General features: G+C 43.4%; 16 protein-coding genes. 9 read left to right on the forward strand and 7 right to left on the reverse strand.

Annotated elements, in window-relative coordinates; all coding sequences use genetic code 11:
- Window positions 1-24 precede the first annotated feature (24 nt).
- The 5 genes from B5D77_RS15135 to B5D77_RS15155 all read right to left on the reverse strand — a co-directional run bounded on the left by B5D77_RS15135 (window position 25) and on the right by B5D77_RS15155 (window position 6,592).
- Entirely contained in the window at window positions 25-2,424 is a 2,400-nt protein-coding gene (locus tag B5D77_RS15135) for a BsuBI/PstI family type II restriction endonuclease (protein ID WP_254052971.1), read from the reverse strand.
- Between the two features lie 324 nt (window positions 2,425-2,748).
- A complete protein-coding gene (locus B5D77_RS15140) occupies window positions 2,749-4,035 on the reverse strand; it encodes a glutamyl-tRNA reductase (RefSeq protein ID WP_008206651.1) in 1,287 nt (428 codons plus the stop codon).
- 184 nt (window positions 4,036-4,219) lie between these two features.
- Window positions 4,220-5,257 (reverse strand): class II fructose-bisphosphatase, encoded by a 1,038-nt coding sequence (glpX, locus tag B5D77_RS15145; protein ID WP_008206649.1) that lies wholly within the window; start codon window positions 5,255-5,257, stop codon window positions 4,220-4,222.
- Window positions 5,258-5,387: 130 nt separating this feature from the next.
- Window positions 5,388-5,885 carry a VOC family protein gene (locus tag B5D77_RS15150; RefSeq protein ID WP_039900611.1) on the reverse strand — a complete coding sequence of 166 codons (498 nt, stop codon included), beginning with the start codon at window positions 5,883-5,885 and terminating at the stop codon, window positions 5,388-5,390.
- A 191-nt stretch (window positions 5,886-6,076) separates the two neighbouring features.
- A complete protein-coding gene (locus tag B5D77_RS15155; protein ID WP_039900620.1) occupies window positions 6,077-6,592 on the reverse strand; it encodes a TIGR02652 family protein in 516 nt (171 codons plus the stop codon).
- A 108-nt stretch (window positions 6,593-6,700) separates the two neighbouring features.
- On the opposite strand from B5D77_RS15155, the gene B5D77_RS15160 reads away from it, so the two are divergent.
- The 6 genes from B5D77_RS15160 to B5D77_RS15185 all read left to right on the forward strand — a co-directional run bounded on the left by B5D77_RS15160 (window position 6,701) and on the right by B5D77_RS15185 (window position 11,313).
- Window positions 6,701-7,252: a gamma carbonic anhydrase family protein gene (locus tag B5D77_RS15160; protein WP_002757960.1), complete on the forward strand. Its 552-nt coding sequence runs from the start codon at window positions 6,701-6,703 to the stop codon at window positions 7,250-7,252.
- Window positions 7,253-7,317: 65 nt separating this feature from the next.
- On the forward strand, window positions 7,318-7,437 hold the full coding sequence (locus B5D77_RS15165) for a photosystem II protein Y (protein ID WP_039900610.1): 120 nt from the start codon (window positions 7,318-7,320) through the stop codon (window positions 7,435-7,437).
- Between the two features lie 213 nt (window positions 7,438-7,650).
- Window positions 7,651-8,985: an FAD-binding oxidoreductase gene (locus B5D77_RS15170; protein ID WP_106909130.1), complete on the forward strand. Its 1,335-nt coding sequence runs from the start codon at window positions 7,651-7,653 to the stop codon at window positions 8,983-8,985.
- A 315-nt stretch (window positions 8,986-9,300) separates the two neighbouring features.
- Window positions 9,301-10,596 carry an adenylosuccinate lyase gene (purB, locus tag B5D77_RS15175; protein ID WP_004268608.1) on the forward strand — a complete coding sequence of 432 codons (1,296 nt, stop codon included), beginning with the start codon at window positions 9,301-9,303 and terminating at the stop codon, window positions 10,594-10,596.
- A 74-nt stretch (window positions 10,597-10,670) separates the two neighbouring features.
- A complete protein-coding gene (locus B5D77_RS15180) occupies window positions 10,671-11,003 on the forward strand; it encodes a nucleotidyltransferase family protein (RefSeq protein WP_002781634.1) in 333 nt (110 codons plus the stop codon).
- A gap of 1 nt (window position 11,004) precedes the next feature.
- Window positions 11,005-11,313 (forward strand): DUF86 domain-containing protein, encoded by a 309-nt coding sequence (locus tag B5D77_RS15185; protein ID WP_254062867.1) that lies wholly within the window; start codon window positions 11,005-11,007, stop codon window positions 11,311-11,313.
- A gap of 217 nt (window positions 11,314-11,530) precedes the next feature.
- On the opposite strand, the gene B5D77_RS15190 is transcribed toward B5D77_RS15185, so the two are convergent.
- Window positions 11,531-12,232 (reverse strand): DUF4276 family protein, encoded by a 702-nt coding sequence (locus tag B5D77_RS15190; protein ID WP_106909131.1) that lies wholly within the window; start codon window positions 12,230-12,232, stop codon window positions 11,531-11,533.
- Between the two features lie 19 nt (window positions 12,233-12,251).
- Window positions 12,252-13,670: an AAA family ATPase gene (locus tag B5D77_RS15195; protein ID WP_106909132.1), complete on the reverse strand. Its 1,419-nt coding sequence runs from the start codon at window positions 13,668-13,670 to the stop codon at window positions 12,252-12,254.
- 619 nt (window positions 13,671-14,289) lie between these two features.
- On the opposite strand from B5D77_RS15195, the gene B5D77_RS15200 reads away from it, so the two are divergent.
- The 3 genes from B5D77_RS15200 (at window position 14,290) to B5D77_RS15210 (ending at window position 15,823) form a co-directional block, all read left to right on the forward strand.
- On the forward strand, window positions 14,290-14,751 hold the full coding sequence (locus tag B5D77_RS15200; protein ID WP_008206630.1) for a DUF2996 domain-containing protein: 462 nt from the start codon (window positions 14,290-14,292) through the stop codon (window positions 14,749-14,751).
- Window positions 14,752-14,830: 79 nt separating this feature from the next.
- Window positions 14,831-15,208, forward strand: coding sequence for a DUF3110 domain-containing protein (locus tag B5D77_RS15205; RefSeq protein ID WP_002795498.1), 378 nt, complete (start codon window positions 14,831-14,833; stop codon window positions 15,206-15,208).
- Window positions 15,209-15,403: 195 nt separating this feature from the next.
- Window positions 15,404-15,823, forward strand: a complete 420-nt coding sequence (locus tag B5D77_RS15210; RefSeq protein ID WP_008206626.1) for a YraN family protein — start codon at window positions 15,404-15,406, stop codon at window positions 15,821-15,823.
- Window positions 15,824-16,657 lie beyond the last annotated feature (834 nt).

Consider the following 16,657-nt stretch of genomic DNA (forward strand, 5'->3'; position numbering starts at 1 on the left):
TCTTTAAGAACGCTTTTCTGGGTTCTAATATGGACCTAGGAATCTCTCTCCATTGAAGTGAATCCTGTGATCGGGCTGATCAGCTACCCAAACTTCTGTTTCCCAGGAAATTTCAGCAAGATAACGAGTCATTTCCCTACGACTGGGAAAAGCAGTAACAAAGACAAGACCCTTACAGCTTAATTGAAAAAGTTGCTTTAGTTCATTGTGGCGTTTCAAATTCACTGGACCATGACTCGTCACCGCTTCTATAAGGACAAGCCAATCTTGGCATCTATGATAGATAACAAGATCAGGCATTTTCCCGTGAGGATCTAATTCAATCCCCATTTCTCGGAATTTTTGTGTTTCGTTGATTATAAATTTATCACCAGCATCGCCAATATATAGAACTACGCCCCCTGGCGTAAATCTTGGACAAAAGCTTTCTAAGATGTCTTTAATTAAAATATTTTGCCCACCTGATGAAAGCTGAATCGCCCGACCATCGGTTAAGGTTATAGGAATCATGGGCAGATTTCGATTCCTGGCTTGCAACCAATTAGTCACTGAAAGCGCATAATTTCTACGAGCTTCTTCCCACTGCTCAGAGCCATAAACTTGAAGCAGTGATAACGCTTGCCGATCAAGTTGGTAGCACCACCTAGGGCTATTAATTGGTCGGTCTGGTTTGTCTGGATTCTGAACCACCAGTCCCATCTGCACAAATTGATGCATTGTCTGTTTTCGAACAGTTTCCCGTGTGTTTGGTGCATATTGTTTTCCGTAATGATCACGGAACCAATCCATCATTTCTGTAATTCCGCGTTTTGGTGCAGTAGCTTGGCTCCAGGGTTTATCAGGTTGAATATCTGCTAACGCAAGTAAGCATAGTGCAGACCTTTCATTCTGTTGCTCTCTAGGAGCAGAGATAGCCTTGAGAATTGTAAGTGCTTCTTCGATTCGTTTGTTTGCTTGAACTGCGGTGCTTGCTTCATCCATAATTGATAGAACTTCATGTACAACTTGATCGATTTCTTCTTGGTTTAAGTCATTGTCCCCAACTTGAACTCCTATTTGGATTAAGTCATTTTTACATGGATACTTAACCCTACGAAGGTCGGTAGCATTGACTTGTGTATGTCCACTAAATTGACGAAAGTAGCTATCAAATAAAGTTGAATTAAGAAATGCGGCTAACCCTTTAGCTACATCAGGAGGCATTCCTCTGCCTTTAGCATGATAATAATTAAGATGATTTTCGACACCTAGAGATTTTGAACCAATAGGAGAACACACAGCAGCAACAACACGACGCTTTTCTTCTTTGGATGAAAAACGTTTTGTCAAAACATACCAGCCAGGCTCAATTAACCATTTTTCTGTTTCGTTATTTTTTTCTACCGCAATGGGCTTGCGGGGATTATCAGGAGGAAATACTACTTTCCTGACTTTTACAGATTCTGGATAAAGTAGGGGAACAGTTCTATCACTCAAATGGTTTCTTAAAGACGATTTCAGGCGAAAATCAACAACTGGACCTGTGGAAACTTCTAAGCCTATCTCATCTAATGTACAGGGCATTTTATTCATTTGAACTCTCAAGGAATTCTTGAGAGAATTTGTAACAATATGAATAAACTGTTCAGAATCATTCGGCTCAATCACTTCGTCATAGGGGGCATATCTAGATTCTGAAATCTCGTCTAATGCCATCTCAGAATTACTGGTTATTTTTACAGTGCTAGGTTTTTGTTTAGATCTTAGGGCGTGAAAAATAATATTTTCCTGTAATACCTCATCTTCTGAGAAGGTTGCTGATCTACTCTCAAATATATGGATTTTATCTAGTTTCATATATTCTAGGAAGGCTTTTCGGAAAGGGCGAAAATACTTGCCATTGCAAAAACTTCTCGGCGTAATCGCAACCACTTCGCCATCGTCTATAAGTTGTACGATGGCAAGCCAAACAAATGCGCTGTAGAGATTTACAGTATCAATCCCAATACTTGCAAGAACTTTCTTTTCTGCTGATTGGCTGTGAATCTTTTTATAAGGTGGATTCAGAATCGCATGAGTAAAGCCTGGAACTACCTTCTTAAAGAGTGGCAAGTTCATTTCACTACTAGCTTTGATGAAATTCTCCTCCCGCAAGCAATAATCTGCTTGAATTCCTTTTCCGTTCAAAGCGGCACAGCATTCTGTGAGGGTTTGATTTAGCGAGGGGAAGAAGACTGGTTCGACTTCATATGCTGTAATGCTGCAACTACTAACCTGATTGGGGTTTGCCAGTAACCGCTCTACTACAGCAGCAGTTAAAGTTCCAATTCCAGCTCCAGCATCTAGAAGGCGAATATTACCAGACAGGTTGTTGAATTGTCCTGCCATGAAACGCGCAACAGTTGCGGGGGTCAAGAACTGACCCAACTGACTACGCTGTTTCAAGTTCAATCTTGAAGAGTAGTAGACTCTGGCTATATCAGCAGAATCAGTAAGGAACGTTGACATCTGGTCATTTAGTAGCAGTTATGAATCAATACCACAGAACTCCTTCCCGGTACACCTAACTATCAATTATACCGCTCCCTGCTGTCAACTCCGGCACTCATGGACAGCCTTAACGAGTAATTTAGAGAGTCAACAGCTTAGTGGTCTGTCAATCTTGAAATTGTCGATAGGGGAATCGGGCCAAATTATCCGCCCCCAATCCCTCAAAATCATCTTAACAGACCCATAGAATCGCCCTTAATTTTTGTCAATTGTCGGCCCCTAACTATATTCTTCTCCGACACTGAGATTAAAGAGCATTTGCAGGGATTGTAAACAGCGCTTACGCGCTTCGATATCCTGTTGGGCGCGCAGTTGTACCATGGGTTCGTGAAGGATTTTATTAACGATACCGCGGGTCATCGCTTCGATAACTTCTTGGTGTTTTTCGGCGAATTCCGTCCCCAGACGGGAGAGGGCCTTTTCTAATTCCTGTTCGCGAATATCTTCAATTTTGCTTCTTAAACAGCTAATTGTCGGTACAGTGTCCAAAGAACGCCACCAAAGCTCGAAAGCTTCCACTTCCTGCTCTAGGAGTGCCTCTGCTTCCCTGGCCATCTGACGGCGACTTTCCTGATTGGCGGCAACCACCGCTTTGAGATCATCGACGTTAAAAGCTTGCACCTGTGCCAATTCCTTCACGTCGGTGTGGACGTTGCGGGGAACAGAAATATCGATTAACATCAGCGAGTTAGCAGTAATCGTCACTTCTGTCAATAAATTTTTAGTTAAAATTGGTTCCGTGGCTCCGGTACTGGTAAAGACGATATCCGATGCCGCTACGATGGCCATCATCTCTTCTAAGCCATATAGTTGGATTGGTACGTTAGGAAATTCACGGGCCAACTCCTCGGCCCGTCTTTGGGAGCGATTGACGATCGCAATTTGCTGAGAACCCTTAGCCAGAAGGTGAGTAACTAATAATCGGGACATTTTCCCTGCCCCGATAATAGCGATTTTCTGGCTGCTGAGGTCTGCCACCTTAGCATGGGCTAACTCCACCGCCGCCGAACTGATCGATACGGCCCCCGTGCCGATGCTGGTTTCCGTGCGGACGCGCTTACCGGCAGTCATCGCTTGTTTAAACAGGCGATCGAGTAATTGGCTAATACTATTGTACTTCTGGGCTAATTTATGGGTATTTTTAACTTGAGCGAGAATTTGCCCTTCCCCGAGGACAAGACTTTCTAAACCGGCCGACACCCGGAGCAGATGACGGACAGCATCCTGATGCAGTAGGGTAAACAGATAACGACGCAGGACATTAAGGGGAATATGCCCGATTTCAGCGAGAAACTGGGTAATTTCCACCACGCCCTTTTCCGTATCCGTAACCACGGCGTAGATCTCCAAACGGTTACAGGTGCTGATAATCGCCACCTCTTGGATATGGGGATAACCCTTGAGGTGGGTAAGGGCGGACTCGATTTTCGCTTCCGGGATACTCAATTTTTCGCGAATTTCCACAGGGGCTGTCTTGTGACTCAAGCCCACTACAGCAATATTCATTTATGTTCTCCTACAAATGTTGCTCAGGCTACAAAAATTATTGATAAAGATCAGTGCGTTATGTCTCTAATTGTTGCAATTTAGTCCCAATCGGGATGCAAATAAAAGATGTTTGAAAAAAAACTTTATATATTTTTACCAATGGGGGCGAGGTGAGCCATGGCCACCCCACCCGGTCAGAGAATTATCTCAGTTGAATGTATTTGGGTCGGTCGAACAGGTGAACGGTATCGACAAAGCGAGCGGTTTTCGATTGGGTGGAGATAACCAAGCTTTGGGTACGAGCGCCACCGTGGAAGAAGCGTACTCCTTCCATCAGGGTGCCGGGGGTGATCCCACAGGCGGCAAAGAGGACGGTTTCGCCACTGGCTAATTCTTCGCAACCGTAAACGCGATCGGGATCGGTGATGCCCATTTCTTGCAGACGAGCGAGATTACCCTCGCGGCTTTCGCCGATTAAACCGGTTTTGACCACTTCCGGATCATAGATCAATTGTCCCTGGAAGTGACCCCCCAGACAACGCATCGCCGCCGCCGAGATTACCCCTTCCGGAGCCGCACCGATACCCATGAGAGCATGAATATTAGTTCCCGAAAAAGCGCAGGAAATAGCGGCCGATACGTCACCATCGCTGATCAGACGAACTCTGGCCCCAGCGTTGCGGATTTCTTGGATTAATTCCTTGTGACGGGGACGATCCATCACCACTACCACCAGTTCTTCGATCGAACGATTGAGACAATCGGAAAGAACTTTCAGGTTTTCCGTCGCCGATTTATTAATATCCACATGACCTTTAGCTGCCGGGGGAGCCGCTAATTTTTTCATATAAAAGTCAGGAGCGGCGAATAATCCACCTTTTTCGGAGATCGCTAACACGGCCATAGAACCATTTTGACCGTAGGCGACCAAGTTAGTGCCTTCGCAGGGATCGACGGCGATATCGATTTCGACTAATTCGTCGGGATTACAATATTGTTTGGCATCAACTTGGGTACAGATACCCACTTCTTCGCCAATATAAAGCATAGGAGCCTCGTCTCTTTCCCCTTCTCCAATAACGATGCGACCGCGCATATGGATTTTATTCATCCGTTCGCGCATCGCTTCCACCGCCACCTGATCAGCGATATTTTTTTCGCCTTTACCCATCCACTTGGAGGAAGCAATGGCAGCCTGTTCGACTACTTCGATAATTTCTAACCCTAGCGTACTTTCCACTCGATGATCCTCCCTACAGCTGATCTATGATTTATCTAGTGAGTTTGTTTCCTTAACAGTCAAAAGTCTATCACCAGACGGGGATCATTCTTAAGTTTTTATGTAGATCATCTGGAAGAGACCGGTATGCCTAGGGAGTTTTTGCCGGCACTGTCGCCTCCATCTCGGTTATGGAGACCTGGATCGCTGATTTCGGCGTTAAACGACGGATAAATTCCAGGGGTAAACCGTCTGTGTCGGCAATAAAGGTGACTTCATAGACGTGATCGCCGATCATCTGTTGTTGGGGGGGCAAAAGAATTTTTAAAGGTTGATATAAATCGGCATCCTCTTGATGGGCTTGCTGAAAGTTATTTGTTAATTTTTCTAACCATTCTGGTAAATTGCTGACATTTTCTGTTAAGTCAAAAGACAAGTGATAATAACCGACATAATGCTGATCGCTAAAGGCATCGGGGGCGGGTTTCGGTTGAGGAATTTGGATTAATTCGATGCGTCCATTTAACCCCGTTAGCCAACAGGCTAAAGTATAACCCGTGGTGAATCTTTCCTCGAGGGTAAAACCGAGAAGCTGGTAAAAAGCGATCGCTCGATGGATATTAGCGGTACGAATAGAAGCATGGTGCATTTTCAGTGTTGCCAAAGGCACGGCGTAGCCGTCCAGTAATCAGTAATCAGTAATCAGTAATGAGTGAGAATTCGGGGTTGATAAGCAATCCTTCATCGATCTGCCTCCCGATTCAGTTTTGAGGTTATGAGTTTATTAAGTGAGATTATTCACTGATAACTGTTTACTGATAACTGATCACTGATAAATGATTAATCAAAAAGACGAAAATAGGGATAACGTTTGGGAACCCCCGGTTCTTTTTCCAGATCAAAATTAATTACATCCCAACAGGGTTCATCGGGGGCATCGGGACTAAATTCTACCGGTAAACCGTAAAGACGGGGAATAGTGGTCTCAGCCGGTCCATTACCGCGCCAAGTGGTGTTACGTTCTAGGTAGGAACTAACTAGATCGCGATAACGGTTGGCAATAATTACTTTAGTCGCTTTAAATCCTTGAGTATAGAGGCGATCGAGTGCTTCGTGAATCTCAAAACGAATACCATCCGGGTGAGTGTGTTGACGATACCACTCACCATTCCAGAGTCGCCAATGCCGTCCTGACTGCAAGTGAACCAACTCACCCGTTTTGGGATCGGCTTCAAAAGCTCCATGGCGCGGACACAAATAGGTATCCGTCAAAGTGAGGGCGGGGATTAGCTGCCGACAGTGAGGACAATGGATATCGGGGCCAAAAACAGGGTATTGTAAACTTGCATTGATCATGGGAGAACCTAAACTAAAAATTGCTATCTTTGTACCAATAATCCTACCCATATTATACCCAACCAAATTGGACGGGTATTCTCTTCCGACTTTAGTGCAGATCCTTCCATGTCTTTAGATAACTTAAGATCAACTTCTAATTTCTGGCCCCTTGTCGATGTCAGTCAAGCGGCTTTTATCGCCCCCAATGCCACGGTAATGGGCGATATTTCCCTAGCTGTGGGGGTAAGTGTTTGGTATGGGGCGGTATTGCGTGCCGACGTGGAACGCATCGAAATTGGGGCCTATACTAATATCCAAGATGGGGCGATCCTACACGGAGATCCGGGCAAAATTACTATCCTTGAAGATTACGTTACCATCGGACACCGGGCGGTAATTCACGCAGCCCATATTGAACGCGGTTGTTTAATCGGCATTGGGGCAGTGATTCTCGATGGTGTGCGCGTCGGGGCGGGTAGTATTGTCGGGGCGGGTAGTATTGTGACAAAAGATATACCACCGCGATCTTTAGTGGTGGGTATTCCCGCTAAACGCGTCCGGGAAGTTTCCCCACAGGAGGCTCAAGAGTTGATCGAACACGCCGAGCGCTATGCTAAACTTGCCCTCGTTCATGGGGGAAAAGGTACTGATACCGGATTCCCAAAACGGGCGGATTAGGGTATAAATATAAAATGAGAATCAAGTAACAATCTTTTAAGCACTGACCGAGGAGAAGGAAATCTATGGACTGGAGAGTGTTAATCGTTTTAACCCCTTTGTTTATTGCTGGTGGCTGGGCTGTCTTCAATATCGGCGCTGCCGCTATTAGACAAGCTCAACAGTTTCTCAGCAAACAAAGTTAATAAAAGTTTATAATTCTTAGTAAAACCGACCGCCTAGGCGATCGGTTTTTAATTTTTCCTTTTTGAATTATGAATTATGAATTGGGGTATGGGGAGAACAAATAAAAATAATCTCCTGTCTCCTGTCTCCTGTCTCCTGTCTCCTGTCTCCTGTCTCCTGACTCCTGACTCCTAACCCCACCAATACACTTTTTCAGCAATCTCTACCTAACCATGAAATCTAACTATCAAAATCTCATTGAAGAACTTGCCCATCTAGAAATTATCACCGATCCGGGACAAGTGGCGAAACTTTCCTTAGATTATTATCATTTTAGTCCCATTTTAGAGGCACAACTGCAAGATAAACGGGCTGATTTAGTCATTCGTCCCCACAATAGCCAAGAGGTTATTGACATCGCTAAAACCTGCGTTAAATACCAAATTCCTTTAACAGTCAGAGGTGCGGGGACAGGTAATTATGGTCAATGTGTTCCCTTGCAGGGGGGAGTAATTTTAGACACAACCAAACTAACAAAAATTATCTCGATCGAACCGGGTACAGCACGGGTAGAAGCGGGGGTAAAAATGGCCTTTTTTGATAAACAAGCTCGCGCAATTGGTTGGGAATTAAGAATGGCTCCCTCTACCTATCGGACGGCGACAATTGGCGGTTTTATCGGGGGTGGCAGTGTGGGCATGGGTTCAATTAATTATGGACAATTGAAGGATAGAGGCAATTTGCAAGCAGTGCAATTAGTCACCCTAGAAACAGAACCCAAAATTATCGAATTACGGGGGGATGAAGTAGAAAAAGTCAATCATGCCTACGGAACAAATGGCATTATTACCGAGTTAGAAATAGCCCTCGCTCCCTGTTATCCTTGGGCAGAATTTATCGTTACTTTTGCCGATTTTATCACCGCCGCTAAATTTGGTCAAGCTCTCAGTGATAGTGATGGCATTGTCAAGAAAATGGTTAGTGTTCACTCTTGGCCAATTCCCGCTTATTTTATCGCTCTTAAGGATTATTTACCCCCAGGAAAAGCGGCAGTTTTGTTAATAGTATCGGACAGCGATCAAGTGGCATTAGAGTCTTTAATTAAAGAATATAATGGTGAACTTACCTACTATAAAACGCCAGAAGAAACCCAAAAAGGCAACAGTATCTTAGAATTTACTTGGAATCACACCACTCTCCATGCGCGTAGTTGTAACCCCAAGATAACTTATCTACAGGCTTTTTATTTTAATCTAGCCACGGTGGAGAAACTCTATAATTATTTTGGGGAGGAAATAATGATGCACCTAGAATTTTTGAGATTTCAAGGTAAAGTTATTCCCGCCGGTCTTCCCTTGCTAGAATTTACCACAGAAACTCGATTAAATGAGATTATTGCTATCTATGAACAACAGGGGGCAGCCATTGCCAATCCTCACACTTATATCATGGAAGATGGCGGCAGCAGACAGATTAATCCGCTACAACTAGAATTTAAACAACTCGTCGATCCCTACGGATTAAACAATCCGGGTAAAATGCGAGCATGGGTTGAAGCAAGGGGGTAGGGGTTCGATTCAGGCTAAATTAAGCAAGATAGTTCACCGCGGCTCTCTTGGATTTGGTGGGTAAAATGTATTCTAAGATATAATCCTCCTAGAGAGGGGGTGGAACGAACCACAAAGACACAAAGGACACAAAGATCAATCAATCCTATGTAAGTTAAACTTATCACACACAACCTAGAAGAGCCTCACCGCTACTACCGAATTACTAACCGGAAAGAAGGGAGTGGGGAAAACAAAGCTCCCCGCTGCCCCTTGCCTATTCCCAGACTTGCCCCGATCCGATACAATTGAACGGTTGTCTTGGAAGAATTAATAGTGATCGAGCGTTATACTCTCCCTGCGATGGGGAATTTGTGGACGGATAGATATAAATATCAAACATGGCTAGAGGTAGAGATAGCCGTCTGTGAAGCGCAGGCAGAATTAGGCTATATTCCAGGGGATGCAGTAGAAGAAATTAAGGCAAAAGCTAATTTTGATCCCGATCGCATTTTAGAAATAGAAGCAGAAGTGCGCCACGATGTCATCGCCTTTTTAACAAATGTTAACGAATATGTGGGCGAGCCGGGGCGTTATATTCATTTGGGTTTAACCAGTTCTGATGTATTAGATACCGCCCTATCCTTACAATTAGTCGCCAGTTTAAACCTGATTCTAGAACAATTAGAAGATTTTATCCAAGCCCTGCGCTATCGCGCCCAAGAACACCGTTATACAGTCATGGTGGGACGTTCCCACGGCATTCACGCCGAACCGATCACCTTTGGCTTTAAACTAGCGGGATGGTTAGCGGAAGTGCTACGGGGACGCGATCGTTTAATTCGCTTGCGCCAAGACATCGCCATCGGTAAAATATCTGGTGCAGTGGGAACCTATGCCAATATTGACCCGAAAATTGAGGCGTTAACCTGTCAGAAGTTAGGATTAGAACCGGATACCGCTTCCACTCAAGTTATCTCCCGCGATCGACACGCCGATTATGTGCAACAATTAGCCTTATTAGCGGCTTCGATCGAACGTTTTGCCGTGGAGATTCGCAACCTGCAAAGAACCGATGTCCTAGAAGTGGAAGAATACTTTTCCAAAGGACAAAAAGGCTCCTCCGCTATGCCCCATAAACGTAATCCCATCCGTTCAGAACGCTTAACGGGAATGGCGAGAATTATCCGTAGTCATAGCGTTTCCGCTTTAGAAAATATCGCCCTCTGGCACGAAAGAGATATTTCCCATAGTTCCGTAGAACGGGTAATGCTGCCGGATGTTTGCATTTTGACCCACTTTATGCTGAAGGAAATCACCGATTTAGTCAAAAATCTGCTGGTGTATCCCGAAAACATGAAGCGAAATATGAATGTTTACGGTGGCGTGATTTTCAGTCAAAGAGTTCTTTTAACTTTAGTGAGTAAGGGAATTAGCCGGGAATCTGCCTATAAAATCGTCCAAGAAAACGCCCATCGCGCTTGGAACACCGATAACGGCAATTTTAAAGCTTTTATCAGCCAAGATGAGCGAGTTACCGGCATTTTATCCCCCGACGAGATCGAAAGTTGCTTTGATCCCCAGCAGCACTTAAATCATCTTAATAGCATCTACCAAAGGTTAGATATTTAAGGAGCTTTCAGTGATCAGCTATCGGCCACGTTTTCGATTGATCGGCAATTTGAAACCTTGGGAGTAATCATGCCATGACCATTACTGCGAGCGACCTACCGATGGAAAAAATTGCCCAGTTTTGCGATCGCTGGCAAGTGACCGAATTCGCTCTATTCGGCTCCGTCCTGCGCGAAGACTTCCGCCCCGACAGCGACATTGATGTTATGGTGGAATTTCATCCAGAGGCTCATCCCACATTCAGCACCCTAGACCAAATGGAAGCAGAGCTAAAAACCATTTTCCATCGAGATGTTGACCTGATTACCCGCCAAGGCATTGCCACCAGTCGCAACTACCTACGCCGTAATCAAATCCTTTCTTCGGCTCAAGTGATTTATGCAACGGGATCCCCAATTCCTGCTTGATATGCTGCAATCCGCAGAACTGGTCATGATCTACACGGCTCAATGCTCGAAAGCTGAGTTCGTCGCCAATGTGCAGCTTCAAGATTCAGTCATTCGACGGCTCTTGGTGATTGCCGAAGCCGCCGGACGAGTTTCCCAAACAACCCGACAAAACTTGCCCAACATTGCTTGGCAAGAAATCAAGGGAATGCGAAATCGGTTGGTACATGAGTATGATGATGTCAACCTCAACATCGTTTGGGATGTGGTTCAATCGCAGCTCCCATTACTAATTGAGGAGTTAAAGGGGCAAATTCCTCCTGAACGTTGAGGGTTGTTAGGCGGAAGTAGCGATCGCATAGGTAGAACTCAATGATTCTGTCGGGTGCGTTCCCTGCTGCAACGAGGGGGAACGCACCCTATGCCATTTTTCTTTATTCGTGGCAGACATCCTACTCCCCTCTACCTTTCTAGGAGAGGGTTTGAGGTTGGAGGCAATTAACCATCTCTGCCATTACTTTAGAAAAATGGTATTAGCAAGATCCTATTCACGTTTGATCAGGATTATCTTCTATATTGTTGACTTTCGTTAATTGTGGAAAAATATCTCGTACTGCCTCTTCAAATTTTTTGTAGGAAGACAAGGATTCTAATTTCGACAATTCGATTTTTGCACCAAGCGGTGAATATAAATCGTCAATTTTTAGTTTATTTCGATAGCGTTTAGTAATACCTTCTCTGGCTTTATTGATGGCATTTTTAATTGTTTCTTTCGGATTGCTGAAAGATTCGGGTTCTTTATCGATTGCTAACTCACTATCACTTTTATTTGTACACAATTCTTTTTTTAGTAATTCTTTGTCTGCTAATATCCAGGCTTCAGTCATTTGTATTGGAACGATAGCAACTAAATTTTTGCATAAGTCTCGCTCGTCTGATTTAATAGCATTAAAAGCCGGATTAATTCTTTCCTTAAATGCGTTTTCATCTGTTTTATCATCTGCGTCTGCATGGAAGCACAAAACCATTGCTCCCTTCTCCACCGCTTGAATTGCGTATTGTTTAGCTTTTTTTCGGATATTTTCGCCAGAGATTTGTGGAAGACAAATTGGGTCAAAAATTTCTATTTCTTGTTCATCGTCAAAAGCAACTCTCTCGAAAGTGCGCTGAATAATATTCGGTAAAAATCTATGATCGGAACTACCTTCTGTAGCTAAGGCAATAATTATTTGTTTGATTTTTTTTGCCATCTTAATTGATTTACATTAATTAGTTTTGTTGATTTTTAATATTTTTAATCGCACTTTCAGCATCAGCAGTTTTTAGATATTCGACAACTTCCGAGAGAGTTAGCTTGGCCTCATTTTCGGAGAAAAATAAGGTTAATTGTTTTTTATTCTCTTTGATAACAGGGTGAAAATTACTGCTTTTCATCTTAATTCGCTTCCCTTCAATAGTGGATATTATAGTGGTAAGTTGAGAAAGCCAAATGCTGACATTTTTATCATCTTGCCAATTAATTAATTGACTCACCAGAACCGGAGAATGAGTGTTCACTATTACTTGGCGTAAAGGCATTTCAGTATCTTCAAAATCGACAGTTAGCTCTTTTAATAATCTTGCCATTGCTTCAATACGAAAAGGATGAATGCCATTTTCTGGCTCTTCAAAACACAGTAATCCTGTGTGTTGTCGGTCGTATTGCAGGACACATAATGTTAATAAACGTAGGGTTCCTTCGGAAAGCACTCTCGAAGAAAACTCCCGATTATCATCACTTTTTACCTTGATAATAAATTGTCGATTTGCTTTGTCATCATAAACATTAACTTCTGTAAGATTTGGTAGCAGATTATTGAGATCACGGGAAATTGCTGTGAGGGTATATTCATCATCTTGTTTAATGCGAAATAAAGCAGCGGCTAAATTCTTTCCGCTTGCTGTTATTGTATCTCTGATGCCTATATCTTGACGAGTAGGTTCTCGCAAATCTTCGGGATTAAGCTGCATAAACTTCCAACTCAGCATTTCTTGTTTGGCGGCTAATATATGTTTAAAATCTATGGTATTAATGCTGCTTAAAACAGTTTGTGATGCGTTTTTTGCGGGAAATACTTTTTTATTCCCCGCTTGACCGTCTTGAGGTAGAACAATGGTAGCAATACCATTAATATCTTCAGTCTTAATATAAGGAATGGCTCTCCTACCCGTTACTACTTTTGGTCGCCAAGTTTCCAATACTGTCTTAGGAATATAATTTTTTACCCAATTATCTTCATTGTGCTTTAAATTTTCTAAACTTTCATCAACAATATACAAGTTTTCAAAGCCACTTATATTAGACTCTCGTTTAATTTTTAATTGATAGCGTAATCTTGTATATTTAAGATCGACTTCCCCACCCCAATTATCTTTTACCTTGCGATTGACTAACATTTCAACTATAAATTCCATTTCTGTGGCGTAGTCGTCCTCATCATACTGGGTAAAAAGTTCGCTAGGATGTCCTCGTTGCTCGCTAAAAGCCGTCTTCAGATCCACTTCTGCCAGCCGCGTCAACAATTGCAAAGCATCAAATAAATTACTCTTACCAGAAGCATTAACCCCAGCGACTACAGTAAGCGGCGTGAATACCATTTCAAAATTATGAAAGGATTTAAAGCCATGAATTTTAATATAAGTAATCATAGTTTTATGCGATAGGTAATATTAAAACATCAGCGCAATATTTAACCATACTGGAAAATCTTATCAACTTTCGCCCGATACTGTCCTACTATAATCTAGACATTGGCTGACAGAGGGAGAATAATTATGATCTTAACCAAGTCTCTCAGAGATTGATTTTATCAGACTCTGTAGGATTTGACCAAGAACAAGAGGTAACAATCCTCTTCTTTCAAGGGGATGAAAATTAAAATATCTCTTATTTCAGGCTCCCGACGACTGGGGGTAGGCAATGATAACTGATAACTCTCCAGAAACTAAAACCTATTGTTTCTCCTGATGACAAAGATGGAGTCATTTGGGGGGACAGTTGGGTTGACGTAACTTTCAATATTGCTCGCTCCTCTAGTGGGAACGACTGCTAACGAATCTAGTTCAATCTTTGGACTTCTTGACTTCACAGGACTCTGCCAATTCTCCCTACATCCTTCTCATTTTAACTCTCCCAGAGTGATGAAAGAGGGCTAACTAGAAAAATGGCTGATTAATCCCATAAAAGCTGATAGCTAAAAAAAACTGATAACCGATAACCCGGGAGAAAATATAATTGTAACTACCTACCCATTCCAGATTAATTCCTATGGCAGAAGAAACCACCACCCCCGCAACTCCGACAGCAGCAGCAGAAAAACCGGCTCAACCCGCGCCTGCTAAAAAACCCAAGGATCCTACCGTCGAGGAAAAACCCTTTGCTGAATTTATCGAGCAGCATTTTCAACCCGCACTGGCGGCAGCCTTGCAAAAGCTGGGTATAACTGATATGAAGCTGTCCTTTAAACAGGATAAAATTGCCGTGCAGGGCTTTTCTAGCTCTCCCTGTTGGCAGTTAACCGGCAATTGGCTCGGGGGAATGCGTCAATTTAGCATTTATTTTTTGGAAGAAAACATCAATGGCAAAAAAGCTTTTTCCCAGGCTGAGGGCGGCGCTCAACCTAGTACAATTGAATCATTTATGATCGATGAAAAGAAAGTAAGTCTTGATTTACTGTTGTTTTACACCCTGCAACGGCTTAACGGTCAAAAGTGGTTGACGAGAAACTAAAATTGCTGAGGATTAGCGATCGAGAAGGGGGGTAAAATGAGCATAGACGACCACTGCTTATCGATCGCTAATAGTAACTATGCGTGTATTTGTACTACTTTTTAACGCAGGCACAGAAAACGAAGGTATCCACACCATTCAAATGGGAGCTATCAATAAGGTTTTGATGTTTGAATCGGAAGATGATGCCACCCGTTATGCACTGCTGTTAGAGGCACAGGATTTTCCGACTCCCACGGTAGAGAAAATTGATTCGGAGGAAGTGGCAGAATTTTGTCGCGGCGCCGGCTATCAAGCGGAAATGATTGAAGCGGGTATGTTGGTAATTCCCCCCGAAAGCAATGCCTCCGAGTTGGATTGGCAAAAAGAGGAAGTCCCCCCCGCCGAAGAGGAGTTTTCCGAGATTCCCGATGCGGAGTTAGACAGCATCCGTCGTCGTCTAGAAGGACTTTTGTAATAGACCTCTGGTAAAAATCGAAAATTGTCCTGCTTGGTTAGGAGACAGGAGACAGTAGCCAGTAGTCAGGAGTTCGGAGTCAGAAGACAGGATAATAAATCAACGTTGTTCCCTGTTCACTGATAACTGACCACTGATAACTGACCACTGATAACTGACCACTGATAACTGACCACTGATAACTGATAACTGAACATGACAACCGTGGGGGAATTGGGCGAAAATTTGGTGGCGGATTGGTTGCAATTACAGCAATGGCATATCCTCCAGCGTCGTTGGCGTAGTGGCAGCGGTGAAATCGATTTAATCGTCTTGTCTAAGTCTCAGGCGATTCTCGCTTTTGTCGAGGTGAAAACCCGCAGCGCTGGCAATTGGGATTTAGGGGGCAAATTAGCAATCGATGACCGTAAACAGGGGAAAATTTACGAAGCCGCCCAGATATTTCTCTCCTTTTATCCCCAATGGTCCGATTTAACCTGTCGCTTCGATGTGGCTTTAGTTAGTTGTCAAAAAAGTTCTCTATTCGCTTTACCTGAGTTTTCCCTTGATTATCCCTGTCAGCTACGGGCAGGTTATCAATTGCAATTACAGGAATATCTCGTGGCGGTTTTCTAAAAACATAATATGCCCGCCTAGGGAGGCGGGCTTCATCCTGTACAAACGATATGGACTCCTAAAAATTTAACGGACTCAATACAATAGAGGTTTACGGAACTCACAACAGTCTATCTGTCAACTATCAAGATTTCTCAGTTTACCGACTCAGGTGCTGATTACAGCCCACTCCATCTGTCCTATCTTGAGCGACAGAGGCGAAACCATACTTTACTTTACAAACTTTGAGAATCTGCGTCCGATTTAGCTGTTGCGTTGAGCTAGAGCAGGTGGCACAGGCTCTAGGTCTTTTTGCCTGTAAGGAAGTTGAGTCGCTTCCCTTGTGCCTTATGTTTTTAATATAACACCTTTGTCAGGACTAGATCGAGCTTGTGATGAAAGTTTACACTTATTGATTTTTAGCAAAATTTGCCGTTACAAAACTATAGATAGGGTCTGCTGAACAAGTTTGTTGGTGGAGGCAGGGTGTGGCCCCCCCAACCCCCCCGACATCGGGGGGGCAGGTGGGGTGTGGGGTTTTACCGATTTTGAGGTGGCCAATTACCTAATTTTTAGGGAAAAAGTACCTGAATTTTCCCCCTGATCACTCCAATGGTCGGCACTTTTTGATTGACAAAAAGTCTAAAAGCCTTACCCAACAAGGTTTTTAGATTTATTCAGCAAACCCTATTTAGGAATTTTAGGCAATTTAATCCTTATTTTTGCCGTTTTTAAACCCTCAAAAATTAATTAAGTAGGTGGGTGGAATTAAATATAAAATGAACGTAGGTTGGGTTGAAGCATGAAACCCAACGCCCGATTATGTTACGCTACCGCTAACCCATCCTACAAATA

Source organism: Microcystis sp. MC19 (genome assembly GCF_003019735.1).
Lineage (GTDB): Bacteria > Cyanobacteriota > Cyanobacteriia > Cyanobacteriales > Microcystaceae > Microcystis.